The organism is Longimicrobium sp. (genome assembly GCF_036399255.1).
Classification (GTDB): Bacteria; Gemmatimonadota; Gemmatimonadetes; order Longimicrobiales; family Longimicrobiaceae; genus Longimicrobium.
On sequence record NZ_DASWNM010000067.1, the window covers coordinates 1 to 15,303 of the forward strand.

The 15,303-nt window shown below is 70.7% G+C and carries 11 protein-coding genes and 1 pseudogene; all 12 read right to left on the reverse strand.

What is annotated here, in order from left to right:
* Positions 1-165: 165 nt before the first annotated feature.
* Positions 166-684 carry an HPP family protein gene (locus tag VGC13_RS10025; RefSeq protein ID WP_349264198.1) on the reverse strand — a complete coding sequence of 173 codons (519 nt, stop codon included), beginning with the start codon at positions 682-684 and terminating at the stop codon, positions 166-168.
* 192 nt (positions 685-876) lie between these two features.
* Positions 877-4,533 carry an ABC transporter permease/M1 family aminopeptidase gene (locus tag VGC13_RS10030; protein ID WP_331125110.1) on the reverse strand — a complete coding sequence of 1,219 codons (3,657 nt, stop codon included), beginning with the start codon at positions 4,531-4,533 and terminating at the stop codon, positions 877-879.
* Positions 4,530-5,555 (reverse strand): ABC transporter ATP-binding protein, encoded by a 1,026-nt coding sequence (locus tag VGC13_RS10035; RefSeq protein WP_331125111.1) that lies wholly within the window; start codon positions 5,553-5,555, stop codon positions 4,530-4,532. The genes VGC13_RS10030 and VGC13_RS10035 overlap by 4 nt, the downstream gene beginning before the upstream one ends.
* A 19-nt stretch (positions 5,556-5,574) precedes the next feature.
* A complete protein-coding gene (locus tag VGC13_RS10040) occupies positions 5,575-6,312 on the reverse strand; it encodes a hypothetical protein (protein ID WP_331125112.1) in 738 nt (245 codons plus the stop codon).
* Between the two features lie 98 nt (positions 6,313-6,410).
* Positions 6,411-7,214, reverse strand: coding sequence for a hypothetical protein (locus tag VGC13_RS10045; RefSeq protein WP_331125113.1), 804 nt, complete (start codon positions 7,212-7,214; stop codon positions 6,411-6,413).
* Positions 7,215-7,274: 60 nt separating this feature from the next.
* Positions 7,275-8,057 (reverse strand): methyltransferase domain-containing protein, encoded by a 783-nt coding sequence (locus VGC13_RS10050; RefSeq protein ID WP_331125114.1) that lies wholly within the window; start codon positions 8,055-8,057, stop codon positions 7,275-7,277.
* On the reverse strand, positions 8,054-8,956 hold the full coding sequence (locus VGC13_RS10055; protein WP_331125115.1) for an alpha/beta hydrolase: 903 nt from the start codon (positions 8,954-8,956) through the stop codon (positions 8,054-8,056). Before VGC13_RS10055 ends, VGC13_RS10050 begins: the two co-directional genes overlap by 4 nt.
* A 49-nt stretch (positions 8,957-9,005) precedes the next feature.
* Positions 9,006-10,691: a urocanate hydratase gene (gene hutU, locus VGC13_RS10060; RefSeq protein ID WP_331125116.1), complete on the reverse strand. Its 1,686-nt coding sequence runs from the start codon at positions 10,689-10,691 to the stop codon at positions 9,006-9,008.
* Between the two features lie 139 nt (positions 10,692-10,830).
* Positions 10,831-11,393, reverse strand: a pseudogene (locus VGC13_RS10065) (Uma2 family endonuclease).
* A gap of 43 nt (positions 11,394-11,436) precedes the next feature.
* A complete protein-coding gene (locus VGC13_RS10070) occupies positions 11,437-12,033 on the reverse strand; it encodes a Uma2 family endonuclease (RefSeq protein WP_331125118.1) in 597 nt (198 codons plus the stop codon).
* A 104-nt stretch (positions 12,034-12,137) separates the two neighbouring features.
* Positions 12,138-13,661, reverse strand: coding sequence for a histidine ammonia-lyase (hutH, locus tag VGC13_RS10075; RefSeq protein ID WP_331125119.1), 1,524 nt, complete (start codon positions 13,659-13,661; stop codon positions 12,138-12,140).
* A gap of 668 nt (positions 13,662-14,329) precedes the next feature.
* Complete coding sequence (locus VGC13_RS10080; RefSeq protein ID WP_331125120.1) at positions 14,330-15,223, reverse strand: NAD-dependent epimerase/dehydratase family protein; 894 nt, start codon at positions 15,221-15,223, stop codon at positions 14,330-14,332.
* Between the last annotated feature and the right edge of the window lie 80 nt (positions 15,224-15,303).

A 15,303-nucleotide genomic window follows, 5' to 3' on the forward strand; every position in this document is an offset into this window, starting at 1 on the left:
CAGGAGCGGACAGGTCTTCCGGGCGGGCGGCGCTACGTTCGGCGCTCGCCGGCGATGGCCATCGGGTTGAGCGACCACGTCTGGTCGTGGACCGAATTCCTCACCCTGTCGGTCTATCACTGAACAATGGGGCTGCTACCAGAAGTGCGTCGGTGCGGGCAAAATTTAGCCCGAGTTATGCCGCGCCAGCATCCACAGGGCGGCGCGCTGCATCAGCACCAGGGCCGCCGTGATCGCCACCGCAAGGCCAAACAGCGCCACATTGCTCTCGTCGCCCGCGCGCAGCGAGAAGCTGAGCGCCGTGGAAACGGCCGGCGGGTGCACCGCGTCGCTCACGATCATCAGCAGAATGGTGAGCACCATGGCCAGCGCGCCCGCGTCGTAGCCGGGGCCCAGCACCGTGAACGTCGCCAGCCCGATCAGCGCGGCGGAGATCTGCGAGATCACCAGCGTGCGCACCCGGTTGGTGCCGTGCTCCGGGTCCATGTAGATCAGGAACGCGCTGGAGGCCAGCGACGCGAACAGCAGCCGCTGCTCGCTCAGCGTCTCCACCAGGTACAGCACCAGCAGCACCGTCGCCGTGGGGAGCGCCGCCAGCATCAGCTCGCCGCGCAGGTGCAGCCGCTGCCGGATCACGCGCGTCACCCGCTCCCCGGGCCGCAGGCTCGCTTTCTCCGTCCCCATATCCCCGCTCCCCATTCACATGTAAGCGAGTCAGGGAAGAAGCCCGGCCAACCCGCCGCATACCTGGAAAAGATTGATCGTACAGAGGGACAGAGTCAGACAGAGGAAACGAGATCATGCTTCCACTCGCTTTCTCTGTTTGACTCTGTTCCTCTGTACCCCAACCCATCGTCAGCCGGATGAATGCTGATGTCATCCGCCGGAATCGCGCGGCGGCCGGCGCACGCTGTCCCGCCGCGCACTGTCACCCGCGGAGCGGCGCGCGGTGCCGGGGCGGCGCGTGATGTCTTCCACGTTGTCGTCCAGCTCGCGGTCGATCAGCTTGTGCAGCGGATCGATCCCCGCCCGGCGCGGCCACTCGTTCACCACGATGCGAAAGGTGCGCTGCCGCCCGTCGTAGCGAACCTTCTGAAGCCAGATCGGCTCCTCCTTGTCCGCGCCGAACACCCCGATCTCCACCAGGTCGTCCATCGCCACCGGCGTCTCGTCGCCCAGCGGCCCCGCGCGCACCTTGCGGCCCGTCACCGTCACCTCCACCTGGTAGCGCCCGTTCCCCAGGTCCGTCCCCTCCGCGCGCGTGGCGCGCAGGTCCCACAGCGTCACCGTCTCGAACAGGTCCTCGATCACCGGCCGCAGCGAATCGGGCGTGGCCGCGCGCAGGTGGCGCAGCAGGTCCTGCGACGTGGGGTAGCGCCCGCGCATCCCCCGCGCCTCGTCCAGGAAGGCCCGCAGCGCGCCGTTCACCCGCTCCTCGCCCACCCAGTCGCGCAGCGCGTACATCGCCAGCGCGCCCTTGTTGTAGTGGATGTACTGCTGGTTCTCCACCAGGGCCAGCGGCATCTCGGCCCGCCGCTCCGTCGTGCGGCCGTCCAGATAGCCGTCCAGCTCGTGCCGCAGGAACCGGCCGATCTTGCCGCGCCCGTACTCCTTTTCCATCACCATCAGCGCCCCGTACTCCGACAGCGTCTCGCTCAGCATGGCGCCGCCCTGCACGTCGGCCGGCACCAGCTGGTGCCCCCACCACTGGTGCGCCACCTCGTGCGCCGTCACGAAGAACGGGTAGTCGATGTCGTCCGCCTCGACGTCCGCGATGAAGCCGATCCCCTCGCTGTACGGAATGGTCCCCGCGAACGACTGGGCAAAGTCGCCGTAGCGCGGAAACTCCACGATGCGCACCTGCCGGTGGGGATACGGGCCGTACCAGCGCGTGTAGTAGTCCAGCGACTCCTTCACCGCCCTGGTCATCCGGTCCAGGTTGTACTCGTGGCCGGGGTGGTGAAAGATCTCGATCTGCACCCCGTTCCACCGGTCGCGCTTTACCGCGTACCGGGCGCTCAGGAACGAGTAGAAGTTCAGCATCGGCACGTCCATCACGTACCGGAAAAAGCGCCGGTCCCCGCGCCGCCACTCGCGGTCCAGCCGCCCCGGCGCGATCGCCGTCTGGTCCGCGGAGGTGGACACCGTCGCCTGGAAGCGGATCCAGTCCGCGTCGCGCGCCACGAAGTTGCGGGTGCGCCCCACCGGGTCGTCGATCGGCCGCACCCGCGGGCGCGTCGCCAGGCCGTGGCGCTCGCGCGCGCCCTCGTCCTCCAGCTCGCCCTCGGCGTTGTAGCCGATCCCCGGCAGGTACTGGTTGTTGAAGAAGGTGCCGTTCTCCACCACCGGAAAGAACGACGGCTCGTCCTCGAACCCGCGCGTCTCGTGCGCCACGTCGAAGCGCATCTCCGTGCTGTCCCCTGGCGCCAGCGGGCGCGCCAGGCGAAAGGCGTAGTATCCCTTCTCCCGGTCCGCGATGATGCGCCGCGCCGGCACCCCGAAGTCCATCCGCCGGATGCGCAGCGTGTTCAGCAGGTCCACGTGCACCTGGTCGATGGGGCGCCCCGAGCGGTTCACCAGCCGGTAGGTGCCGCGGATGCGCAGGTCGCGGCGCTCCGGGTAGATGTCCACGTCCAGCGTGACCGCGGTGATGCGGGGCTGCGGCAGCGACTCGTAGCGCTTGTAGCGCTTCTCGTACTCCGCCGTGATCCGCTCCTCCTCGTCCCCGCTCTTCCACTCGTTCAGCTCCACCGTGTTGTACACGATGAAGCCGCCCGTCCCCAGCACCAGCGCCACCGCCAGCGCCGTGGCCGCCAGCGCGGGACGCCCGAAGCGCGCACGGGCGAGCCGCATGCGCCACCGGCCGCCCGTTTCCATCCCCCGCATCCAGAACAGGTTGCTCAGCACCGCCAGCAGGATGGCGACGCCCGCCCAGAACAGCATGTACCAGCCCCACGGCCGCACCGTGTGCCCGTAGCCGTTCATGTCGCTGTAGAACGTCTCGGGGGTGGACGAGTAGTGGAACAGGTTGTGGGTGAGCCCGGCCAGGTACAGGAGCGGCGTGGAGACGTAGAACAGGATGACGATCAGGTGCCCCACGTACTTGTGGTTCACCAGCGACTGCACGGCGACGGCGAGGACCACGAGGAGCGCGAACATCGGCAGGTACAGGCCAAACAGCTCGCGCACGTACAGCCAGGGCTGAAAGCGAAAGTAGCCGCGCGCCGCCTGGATCAGCATCCCCGTGGCCATCGACACCGCCAGCAGCACCGCCACCATGGCGATCAGCGCAACCGTCTTGGAGGCGAACGGGATCCACGTCGGCACCGGCAGCGAGTCGTGGATCTGCGAGGCGCCCGACTCGCGCTCTTCCCACACCAGCTCGCCGGCGTAGATGGTGATGATGATGAGCAGGAAGAGCACGAACGATCCCGCCAGCATCTCCAGCACCTGGTAGGTGACCGGGTACGTCTCCGTCCCGTAGATGGTCCCCAGCTCCGTGGCGAAGATCAGGATGAACGCCACGCACAGCCCCGCCAGAATCCAGAACCACACGCCCCGGAAGATGCGCCGCATCCCGTCCCGCGTCATCGTCGCCAGCTGCGCCCATCGGGCGTTCCCGCCGAACGAGCGGCGCGGCTGCGGCAGCGTGAGCCTCGCCGCCAGCGACGGCGCCTCCTCGCCCGCGTCCAGCGGCCGGCGCCCCGCGTCCTCGCGCGCGAACTGCGCAAAGCGGAACCGGGTAATGCCGTACGCCAGGATCGCCGCGCCCACCGCCAGCCAGAGCGCGCGGTTGGCCAGCAGCGCCGTGGTCAGCGGAAGCGCCAGTGAGTTCTGCTCGGCCACCGTCCAGTAGCGGGTGGACCAGTTGAGCGGCGCCTGCCCAAAGGGGTCCGACAGGTGCGTCGCCCAGTCCGCGTCCAGCGCGCTGGTGAACAGGCGCGACACCGTCCACGCCAGCAGCAGCACCATCCCGCCCACCTGGTTGGCCAGCACCCGCCGGGTCAGCGCCGCCAGGGCCAGGAACAGCGCCGCCGTCAGCAGCACGTTGGGGATCACGATCAGCGCGAACGGCGCCGCGTACGCGTCCAGGCGAAAGGGGCCAATGCGGTCCGCGTCCACGAAGGGCATCGCCGCCCCCGCCATGGCGCCCAGCGGGATGGCGAGAAAGACGAGCAGGTTTACGAGCACCGCGCCCAGGTAGCGCCCGCCCAGGTACGGCGCCTTGCCCACCGGCGTGGTAAAGAACAGCGGGTGGATCCCCGCCTCGAAGTCGCGGTGCACCGCCCGCCCCGCCAGCGCGCTGGTGATGGGGACGGAAAGGATGGACATCACCACGATCAGGTTGGCCACCGGCCGGGGCGCGTTGGCCAGCTGCACCCGCGACCCCAGGTCGAACTCCGGCCACGTCCCCGCCATGGCCGCCATCATGATGAAGGTCAGGGCGAACAGCAGCCCGAAGTACACCCAGGTGCTGATGCGCCGCAGCTCGCCGCGCACCTCGAACCGGGCGATGCTCCACAGCGTCTTCATCGCGCCTCCGGACGGCGGAACCGCGCCCACGGATCCTCCGCCGGCGGCGCCGCGTCATCCTCCGTCGACGGCGGCGGAGGAACCTCGGCAGGGTCCGCGGCCTCCGCGTGGAACGGCAGCGGGGGCGGCTCCACAGCGTCCCGCCCGCCGATGCCGATCCCCTGCATCACCGTGAAGTAGACGTCCTTCAGGTCCGGCTCCACCGGCTGAAAGCTGTCGTCCGGCGGCGCGTCGCCGTGCACGTGCACCACCGTGCGCCCGCCCACCAGCGTGGTGCTGATGACGCGGTGCGCGTCTTCGAACGCCTTCAGCTCGTCGCGCGGCACCTCGCGGCGCCACACCTGGCCGCGCAGGGCATCCACCGCCGCCTGCGGCTCCGCCTCCAGCAGAATCTCGCCGCTGCGGATGATGGCCATCCGCTGGCACAGGTCGCTCACGTCCTCCACGATGTGCGTGGACAGGATGACCACCGCGTTCTCGCCCAGCTCGCTCAGCAGGTTCAGAAAGCGCGCGCGCTCCGCCGGGTCCAGCCCCGCCGTGGGCTCGTCCACGATGATCAGCCGCGGGTTGCCGATCAGCGCCACCGCGATCCCGAACCGCTGCCGCATTCCGCCGCTGAAGGTGCCCAGCCTCCGGCTGCGCGCGTCCCACAGGTTGGTCTGCCGCAGCAGCGAGTGCACCGTGTCGCGCCGCTCGCCGCCCTCCGTGACCCCCTTGAGCACCGCGAAGTGGTCCAGCAGCTCCTCCGCCGTGGCGCGCGGGTACAGCCCGAACTCCTGCGGCAGGTAGCCCAGGGTGCGGCGCACCGCCTCCTTGTCGCGCAGCACGTCGATGCCGCCCAGCCGCACCTCCCCCGCGTCCGCCTCCTGCAGCGTGGCAAGGATGCGCATCAGCGTGCTCTTTCCCGCCCCGTTGGGCCCCAGCAGCCCGAACATCCCCGGCGCGATGGCGAGCGATACGTCCTTCAGCGCGTGCACGCCGTTGGGATACGTCTTGGACAGGCGTTCGATCTTCAGTTCCACGGCGGCGTCTGCGAAAGGATCAGGGAATCAGAAAAGGGATGAGGCCGTACAGCAGGTCCCGCGGCGCGCCCTCGAACACCACGCCCGCCATCAGCGTGCGCACGGGCTGGCTTTTTACCCGCAGCATCTGGCTGCCGCCGTACGGCGGATACGCGTACGCGTTGGCCGTGCCGAACGCGCCGGAAACGTACAGGTGAAGCCCGTGGCTGCCGCCGGTGCGGTAGGCGATGGACGGCGCCCAGTAGCGCGGCTCCAATTCGTCAGGGCCGTCGTGCGGCTCGTCGGGGAACAGGCCGTAGTCCGTCTGCCGCCGCGCCATCCACACGAAGCCCTGGGTGGTGTAGAACCCGGAGCCGTCGCTGGCGCGCATGCGCCCGGCCTGCACGTACGGCATCACGTGCGCGCCGCCCAGCAGCACGCCCGCGCCCACGTCCAGCGGCGTGTAGCGCGTGGGCGCCTGCACGTACAGGTCCAGCTCCGACGAGATCAGGTTGACGGACGCGTTCACGCCCAGCTGAAAGCCGGGCCGGGTGCCGGTGGCCGGCCGTCCGGTGTGGATGCCCAGCGCCCCCTGCGGCAGCAGGTCCAGGCTGCACGCCGAGTCGCACGGCGGAACCCCGGCGCCCGCCGTGACCACCACGTGGGTGCCGCCCAGCACGGCCGGCCCGTGCGTCACCATCGGCGCGCACGCCGCGCACGCCAGGGCCAGCAGCGAAAGGAGGGTGCGCGGCCAGGGGCCGCCGATGCGTGGTTGCAAAGGGTGAGGATGGGTGGAACGTGGATGCGGCGCCGGACGGCGCAGGCACGACTTCGCCCGACGGTGGCGTCGGAACGTCGTCCGCCAGCGGCGGAATGTCACTCGGGAGCAGGCGCGGGAGAGGATACCGCCGCGGGGGCGGGGACGCCTGGCCCCGCCGCGGGCGGAAGGGGGCGCGACCGGCGCACCGGCTGCACGTCGAAGACCATCCCCATCATCACCACCCTCACCGGCTGGCGCATGGTCTGAAGACCCGGCTCTTCCAGGCGGGAAACCTTTGCCCTGGCGGTTCCGAACGCGCCCGACACGTAGAAGTGCACGCCATACCGGCCGCGGGTGCGATAGGCAACGGTGGGGGCCCAGTAGCGGGGCGTCACCCGCTCCGAGGTGATGCCCGTCCCGCTCCACCGGGAGGGCCGCGGCGACAGGAGGGCGAATCCCTGCGTGGTGTACCAGCCGGCGCCGTCCGGTCTCATGCGCCCTGCCTGCACGTACGGCATCACGTGCGCCGGGCTCAGCAGAACGCCCGTGCCTGCGTCGAACGGCGTAAAGCCGGTGGGCACCTGCGTGTACAGGTCCACATCCGACGACACCCACCCGGTGGATTCCGTCACCTTCGACAACACCCACCCGGCAGATCCCGTCACCCCTACGCTCCAGCCGGGCGCGGAAGCGGACGCCGCGTGGCCGTAGCGAACGCCGACCCCCTGCTGCGGAGTCAGGCTGGTATCGCAGTCCGGGCGCTCGCAGAGCTGCCTCCCGCCACCCGCGGTGCCGTAGAACGTGAGTCCCTCCTCCACCCGCGGGCCGTGGGTGACGATGGGGGCGCACGCCGGGGTGCACGCGGCGGCCAGCAGCGTGAGAAGGGTGCGCGGCGACAGGCGCTGGATGTGGGGTGTCAACGCGGTTGTGGCAGCGTGGAGGTGGAAGAGGGCGGCAGGTTTTGCGCGGAGGATCCCCGGCTACGCGCGCCGTCCCGACACCAGCACCATCGTCGTGGTCGCAAAGAAGGTCCCCGCCTCGCCCAGCGCACGCCAGCTCTCGTCCAGCCGGCGCACCTCGTCCGCCGTCATCGCGCCCGCGCGCACCGCCTGCTCCGCGGCCACGTCCATCCGCGAAAGCAGGCGCCAGAGCGCGTAGTCCGTCACGTGCAGCGGCAGCACGTCCACGGCCACCTCCGCCAGCCCCGCGCGAATCGCCATCCCGTACAGCCGCCGCCCCGAGTATCCGTTGGCCAGGCACAGCTCCGTCAGCACGCGCGCCATCCGCCGCTCCAGCTCCACCTCCGGCGTGTCGACCGAGCGCGTCCCCCAGTCCGTGTCCATCAGCGCCACCCGTCCCCCCGGCCGCACCACCCGCACCATCTCGGCGGCCGCGCGCTCCGGCTCGGCCAGGTGCAGGAACAGCCGCTCGCTCCGCGCCCCGTCGAACACCCCGTCGTCGAACGGCAGCGCCGTGGCGTCGCCCCGGTGGTGCTCCACGTACCCGTCCACCCCCGCGGCCGCCGCGCGCCGGTCGGCCTCGGCCACCATCTCCGCGTCGTGGTCGATCCCCACCACCCGCCCCGACGGCCCCACCAGCGCCGCCAGCGGCAGCGTGTCGGTGCCGGGGCCGCACCCCACGTCCAGCACACGCGCGCCGGGCGAAAGGTGCAGCCGCGCGTAGCTGCGCTGCTTGCCGTCCGCCGCCAGCCGCGCCGCCGCGTCCAGGTAGGCGGGGTCCACGTACCCGGTGCCGTGCGTCACGTGTCCAGGGGGGTCAGGGAAGACGCAAAGGCGCGGATCTCGGCCGCCACCCGGTCGCGCGCCGTCAGAAAGAAGTAGTGCCCGCCGTCGATGCGCACCACCCGCGCGCCCGGCGCCTCGCGAACGAAGCGCGCCTCGGAAGCGCGCCGCCACGGCTCGCGCACCGTGCGCAGGTACGCCTCCGCGCGCTCGCGGTCCGCGCCCTCCATCGGCTGCAGCCAGCCGAACTGCGTCCGCAGCGACTCCGCCGCCACCAGCGCCAGCGCCGGGCAGCGCAGCTGCGCGTAGGGCGTGGGATGCACCGTGGCGTCGTCCAGCAGCCCCATGACCAGTTCCGACCGCCACGACGCCATGTCCGTCCAGGCGTGCGCCTTGAGGTCCGCCTCCAGCGCGTCGCACCAGAAGCCCGGCACGTAGCGCGTCATCCACGCGCGCGTCGCGTCCCGGTCGCCAAAGTCCGGGCGCGGCGGGGGCGGAAAGGGGTTCCGCATCATCACCTCGCCCCAGCGCCCGTAGTCGTGCAGCGCGTCCAGGTACACGATCCCCCGCACCCGCCCCGGGCTGCGCACCGCCAGCCGCGTGGCCACCGTCCCCCCCAGCGAGTGCGCGACGACGATCGCGCGCTCCACCTGCAGCCCGTCCAGCACCGCCCGCAGGTCGTCCGCAAAGCCCTCCAGCGTGTAGTCGCCGGTGGGCGTGGCGGACTGTCCGTGGCCGCGCGGGGTAAAGGCGATCACGCGAAAGTCGCCCGCCAGCGCCGGCGCCAGCTCGCGGAAGACGTGCGCGCTCTGCCCCAGCCCGGGAACCAGCACCAGCGCCGGGCCGGCCGATTCCCAGCGGAGCACGTGCAGCCGCACGCCGTCCCGCGACACGAACCCGCCCGCCGGCCGGTCGCTCACCGGGGCGTTGCGCTGGATGGGGATGGACGCGACGGCCGCCGCGCGCCGCTCACCCGCCGGCGGGGCCCTCCAGCATCGGAACCCGGACCCCCTCCCGCCGCGCCGTCTCGATGGCCTCGTCGTACCCCGCGTCCGCGTGGCGAATGACGCCCATCCCCGGGTCGTTGGTCAGCACGCGCTCCAGCCGCTCGCGCATCTCGGGCGTTCCGTCCGCCACGATCACCTGCCCCGCGTGCAGCGAGTTGCCGATCCCCACCCCGCCGCCGTGGTGAAAGCTGACCCACGACGCGCCGCTGGCCACGTTCACCAGCGCGTTCAGGATCGGCCAGTCGGCGATGGCGTCGCTGCCGTCCTTCATCGCCTCCGTCTCGCGGAACGGCGACGCCACCGACCCCGTGTCCAGGTGGTCGCGCCCGATCACGATCGGCGCCTTCAGCTCGCCCGACGCCACCAAGTCGTTCAGCGCCACGCCAAAGCGCGCCCGCGCCCCCTGCCCCAGCCAGCAGATGCGCGACGGCAGCCCCTGGAACGCCACCTTCTCCTGCGCCTGGGTAATCCAGCGCCGCAGGTGCTCGTCCTCCGGAAACAGCTCCAGCGCCAGCGCGTCCGTGCGGTGGATGTCGGCCGGGTCGCCGCTGAGCGCCACCCAGCGGAACGGCCCCTTCCCCTCGCAGAACAGCGGACGCACGTACGCCGGCACGAAGCCGGGAAAGGCGAACGCGTCCGCGTACCCCGCGTCCTGCGCCTGCCCGCGCAGGTTGTTGCCGTAGTCGAAGGTCACAGCGCCGCGGCGCTGCATCTCGACCATCGCCTCGCAGTGCGTGCGCATGCTCTCCATCGACCGCCGCTGGTACTCCGCGGGGTCGGACTGCCGCAGCGCGTCCGCCTCCTCCGTCGTGAGGCCGGCGGGGACGTAGCCGTTCAGCGCGTCGTGCGCGCTGGTCTGGTCGGTCACCACGTCCGGCGTCACCCCGCGCCGCACCAGCTCCGGCAGCACCTCCGCGCAGTTGCCGACGAGGCCCACGGACAGCGCCTCGCCCCGGTTGCGCGCGTCCATCATCCAGCCCAGCGCCTCGTCCAGGTCGTGCGTCATCCGGTCGCAGTAGCGCGTCTGGATGCGCCGCTCGATGCGCCACGGCTCCACCTCGACGCACAGCACCGCGCCCTCGTTCATCGTCACCGCCAGCGGCTGCGCGCCGCCCATCCCGCCCATCCCGCCCGTCAGCGTCCACGTTCCCCGCAGCGAGCCGCCAAAGTGCTGCCGCGCCACCGCACCGAACGTCTCGTACGTCCCCTGCAGAATCCCCTGCGTGCCGATGTAGATCCAGCTTCCGGCCGTCATCTGGCCGTACATCGTCAGCCCCTGCCGCTCCAGCTCGCGGAACGTCTCCCAGTTCGCCCAGCGCGGGACCAGGTTGCTGTTGGCGATCAGCACGCGCGGCGCGTGGCGGTGCGTGCGGAACACGCCCACCGGCTTTCCGGACTGGACGAGCATCGTCTCGTCGTCGGCCAGCGTGCGCAGCGTGCGCACCATGGCGTCGAACGCCTCCCACGACCGCGCCGCGCGCCCCGTGCCGCCGTAGACCACCAGGTCTTCGGGGCGCTCGGCCACGTCGGGGTCCAGGTTGTTCATCAGCATGCGCAGCGCGGCCTCCTGCTGCCAGCCGCGGCAGGAAAGCTCGTTCCCGTGCGGCGCGCGCACGGTGCGTGGTTCGGCGAGAGTGGCGGTGGTCATGTGCGTGCGTTCAGATTGGAAACGGATGAACTATAACGTCGGGTCACATTTCGTCCGTCCGTGATGACAATGCCCGGCGCAGCCGCGGCGAGCGGTCGTTCGCAGGTGCAGGAGGTACGGATGTCGATCACCTCTCGGGCTACTCCAGATCGGCCAGCAACTCGCTGATCGCAAATTCGAGCACCGGTCCACCCTCGGCCGGCTGCCAACGCACGCGGTCCGCGACTATCTCTGGCTGATCCGCATCCTCCTGCAGCCGATAGACTTCGATTCGAGCCCGGAAGGGATCAACGATCCAGTACTCTGGCACTCCATAGCGCGCATAGCACTCGCGCTTATACCGCGGTCGCGGGTTTCGGTGAACTTCGACAGCACCTCGACAACGAGCTGGGCGAGGGGTCCGGGGCTCTCCGTGCGGGCATACGGCGCCCGCTGGCCCGGGAAGACAGCGATATCGGGTACCAGATAATCGGCGTCGGCGAACACCAGCGGCGGCCGAAAGAGCACCCTTCCCACACGCTCCCGTTTGGCGAATGCGCTCAACTCGATGAACACGCACGCGCTCAGATCCTGGTGAGCCGGCGAGAGCCAAGGCGTCAGGTACAGCCCACCGTTGATGATCTCGAACTTTCCATGCTCGTCCAGGAGCCAGTCGGAATCCGTGTAGCTCCACCCGGATTGCGCAGCCATCCCGTTGTTCATCGCCCGGCTCCTGCAGCGCCTGTTCGACGGATCCGACGCTCATTCAGTTCGTGAACCGCGGCTTTGTGTAATCGTTCGCGGGCCGGAACAGGTGCCGCACGTCGATCACGAGTTCTGGACCGCCGAGTGTGGGACGGTAGCGGAGTGCGTCATCCTCCACCGCCGCCCGCCTCAGTTCGCCGACAACCAGGCGGTACACCTCCACCTGCTTCTCGTCCGCGTCCACAATCCAGTACTCGGGCACTCCATAGCCGGCATACCGCTCGCGCTTGATTCCGCGATCACGGCGCTCCGTGCTGTCGGACAGGATCTCCACGATCAGATCGGGCGTGCCCACCACTCCACGTTCGTCGAGCACTGCATCCGCGTTCTCCGCGCGAACGAAGACCAGATCCGGCTCCACGTAGTCGCCGTTCGCGAAGATCACGTCGATGGGCGCGGCGTAGACTTCGCCGGCCTCGTGCTCCTGGCAAAAGGCCTCGAGCAGGTGGACAAGGCGGGCGGATACCTTCTGATGAAAACGGCCGGGTGCTGGCGTCACGTACAGTTCTCCGGCGATGACTTCGTAGCGATTGCCATCATCGGGGAGACGGGCGAACTCCGCGTACGTCCATTCGCGGACTGCCGGCTGTGTGCTCATCGTCTCTCCCTCCGTGAAGTTGCCGGGCTGTGGGCGGGCCCCGTACTCAAGATCACCAGATCCGTGTTCACTTACAAGCGGCTCGCCGGGTAACCGGCGTAGCGCTACAGATCAACCAGAGCGCCCTCGCGCACCAGCGCGGCGGCGGCTTCGATGTCGGGCGCCAGGGCGCGGTCGGCGTCCAGGTGGCCGATCCGCTCGCGAAACTTGTCGTAGGCGCGCTCCACGCCGCGCCCCGGGCGCAGCGGCTTGCGAAACTCCAGCGCCTGCGCGGCGCACAGCAGCTCGATGGCCAGCACCGCCTCGGTGTTGCGCAGCACGCGCCGCGCCTTGATAGCGCCGTGCCCACCCATCGACACGTGGTCTTCCTTGTTGGCGCCCGTGGGAATGCTGTCCACGCTGGCGGGGTGGCACAGCACCTTGTTCTCGCTCACCAGCGCCGCCGCGGTGATCTGCGCGATCATGAAGCCGCTGCACACGCCCGGGTCGCGCGTCAGGAACGCCGGCAGGTCGCCCGACAGGTCGGGGTTCACCAGCCGCTCCGTACGCCGCTCCGAGATGGAGGCCAGGTCCGCCAGCGCGATGGCCAGCAGGTCCAGCACCTGCGCGACCGGCTGCCCATGGAAGTTGCCGCCGCTGATCACCAGCCCGTTCTCGCCCTCGTCGGGAAAAATGAGCGGGTTGTCGGTGGCGCTGTTGGCCTCGCACTCCAGCACCTGGCGAACGTACGCCAGTGCGTTGCGCGCGGCCCCGTGCACCTGCGGCATGCAGCGGATGGAGTACGCGTCCTGCACCCGCGGATCGCCGTGGCGGTGGCTCTCGCGGATCTCGCTGTCGGCCAGCAGGTCGCGCAGGCGCTGGGCGCTGGCGGCCTGGCCGGGGTGCGGGCGGGCGCGCATGATGGCGGGATGGAACGCGTCCGGCGTCCCCATCAGCCCCTCCAGCGACATCGCCCCCGCGATGTCGGCCGCCTCCACCACCCGCTCCGCGCCCCGCAGCAGCAGCGCGCCGATGCCGGCCATGAACTGGGTGCCGTTGTTGAGCGCCAGCCCCTCCTTGGCCTGCAGCCGCACCGGCTCCAGCCCCGCGCGCCGCATCGCCTCCGCCCCCGGCAGCACCTCCCCGCCCACCTCCGCCTCCCCCTCGCCGACGAGCACCAGCGCCAGGTGCGACAGCGGCGCCAGGTCGCCCGACGCGCCCACCGAGCCCTGCTCGGGGATCACCGGATGCACGCCGCGGTTCAGCATGTCCAGCAGCCGCTGCACCACGCCGGGGCGAATGCCCGAGAAGCCCTTGGCCAGCACGTTGGCGCGCAGCAGCATCATCGCGCGCGTCTCCGCGCGGCTGAGCGGCGGGCCAAAGCCGCAGGCGTGGCTGCGGATCAGGTTGATCTGCAGCTCCTCCAGCCGGTCCGCGGGAATCGGCGTCTCGGCCAGGCGCCCGAAGCCCGTGGTGACGCCGTAGACCGTGGCGCCCTCCGCCAGCGCGCGCTCCACCACGTCGCGCGAGCGCTGCATGCGCGCCTCCACGCCCTCGGCGAACGCCACCTGCGTTTCCGGATCGGTGGCGACGCGCTCCACGTCCTCCAGCGAAAGGTTGTCTCCGTCGATCAGGATCCGGTCGGACATGGGCCTCGGGCGCGCGTTGGGAGGGGGTGGAAGTAGCGAAAAATAGAAGCCCGCGGCGGTGGGGACAACCGGCGGGCGGGTGAAGGGGTGATGGGGTGAACGGGTGAGCGGGTGAGCGGGTGAGCGGGTGAGCGGGTGAGCGGGTGAGCGGGCCGGATCGGCGGATGAGGGGACGGTGGATGGAATCCGCCCCCACACAACCCGTGACTTCTTGAGGGGGTGTTGCTCAACCCTCACACTCACAACGAAGCGGTGACTTCCTGAGGGAGCGCACCACGGGTAACCAGAAGCTACACGACCGCCTGCGCGCGACCGAAGGATCTCGTCCGCCTTCACGAAGGCGCTGGCCTCCGGGCGCGGAAGCCGGCCCCCCGGTTGTGCCGGCGAGATCCTTCGGTCGGCGCCATGACTGTTGGGTGCCCGGAGATGAGGAGCGGCGCCTCCCCCAGGAAGTCAATTCGGGGCGAGGTTTAGCAACGCCCTTTGAGGGAGCACCGCCCTGCACTTTCTGCTACCGAGACGCCGGCGCGCGACCGAAGGACCTCCTCTCCGGCGCGCCGGCGCTGTTCGACGCGCCGGTGATCCGGCGGCAACAAAGCCCCGCGCAGTTTGCGGGGCTTCCCGCTGTCGTTGCGGCGAGTTCACTCGCTCTCGTGGCGGATCGGGATCTACTTTCCTCCCGACGCCCCTGCCACGTACGAGCCCATGCGCAGCTCATCCAGCACCGAAGGCCGCGACGGCTTCCATCCCAGTCCCGCCGCGCGTTCCGCCGCCACCTGCTGGTCCAGCGCCAGCGCGTCCGCGTACGCGTCCAGCACCTCGCGCGCCTCGTCCAGCGGCCACGCCTCCGCCGTCGCGCCGTTCGCCTGCGCCGCCGCCTCCGCGACGTCGCGGACGGGGAGCGAGGGGCCGGCGGCGGCGTTCAGGATCGTCCCGGCGGGCGCGTCCAGCGCGAGGACGTACAGGTCCGCCAGGTCGTCCACGTGCACGAAGGGCCAGCGCTGCGTTCCATCGCCCACGTAGCGCACCACGCCCTTCCGCCGCGCGGACGAGACGAACGTGCCCGGCGTTCCGCGGCCGCGGCCGTAGACCACCGCCGGGCGCAGCACCACCGAGCGGATCCCCCACGCCGCCGCGTCGCGCATCGTCGCCTCCACCTCCGCGCGCCACGCGACCAGGGGCGAAGGATCCAGCGGCGCATCCTCATCCGCCACCGCGTCCCCCGTGTTCCCCAGCACCCACACACCGCTGGTGTAGATGAAGGGCTTTCCGGTGCCCTCCACCGCGTTCAGCATGGCGCGGACGGCGGCGGTGTCCACCTCCGCCTGGTCCGCCTTTCCCGTCGCGCCCAGGTGGATGACCGCGTCCGCCGCCCGCGCCGCGCGGGCGAGAACGGTCAGCTCCGTCAGCGACCCGTCCACCGCCTCCGCCCCGCCGAACGCCAGCTTCTCCGCCGCGCCGGGCGACCGGGCAAGGCCGCGCACCTCGTGCCCCGCCCCCCGCAGCGCCTGCACCACCGCCGTCCCGATGTACCCCGTCGCGCCCGTCACGAAGACGATCATCCGCCCCTCCTCCCATCCACAAGGTGAGCAGACAGCGATACGTGCTCATCATCCTCCGCGCAACCAGCAACGGCTCCGGA

Bases quoted from the DNA above. Each gene is read 5' to 3' on its own strand.
- VGC13_RS10025 (WP_349264198.1), bottom strand. From the start codon at position 684: ATGGGGACGGAGAAAGCGAGCCTGCGGCCCGGGGAGCGGGTGACGCGC.
- VGC13_RS10030 (WP_331125110.1), bottom strand. From the start codon at position 4,533: ATGAAGACGCTGTGGAGCATCGCCCGGTTCGAGGTGCGCGGCGAGCTG.
- hutU (WP_331125116.1), bottom strand. From the start codon at position 10,691: ATGACCACCGCCACTCTCGCCGAACCACGCACCGTGCGCGCGCCGCAC.
- VGC13_RS10070 (WP_331125118.1), bottom strand. From the start codon at position 12,033: ATGAGCACACAGCCGGCAGTCCGCGAATGGACGTACGCGGAGTTCGCC.
- hutH (WP_331125119.1), bottom strand. From the start codon at position 13,661: ATGTCCGACCGGATCCTGATCGACGGAGACAACCTTTCGCTGGAGGAC.
- VGC13_RS10080 (WP_331125120.1), bottom strand. From the start codon at position 15,223: ATGATCGTCTTCGTGACGGGCGCGACGGGGTACATCGGGACGGCGGTG.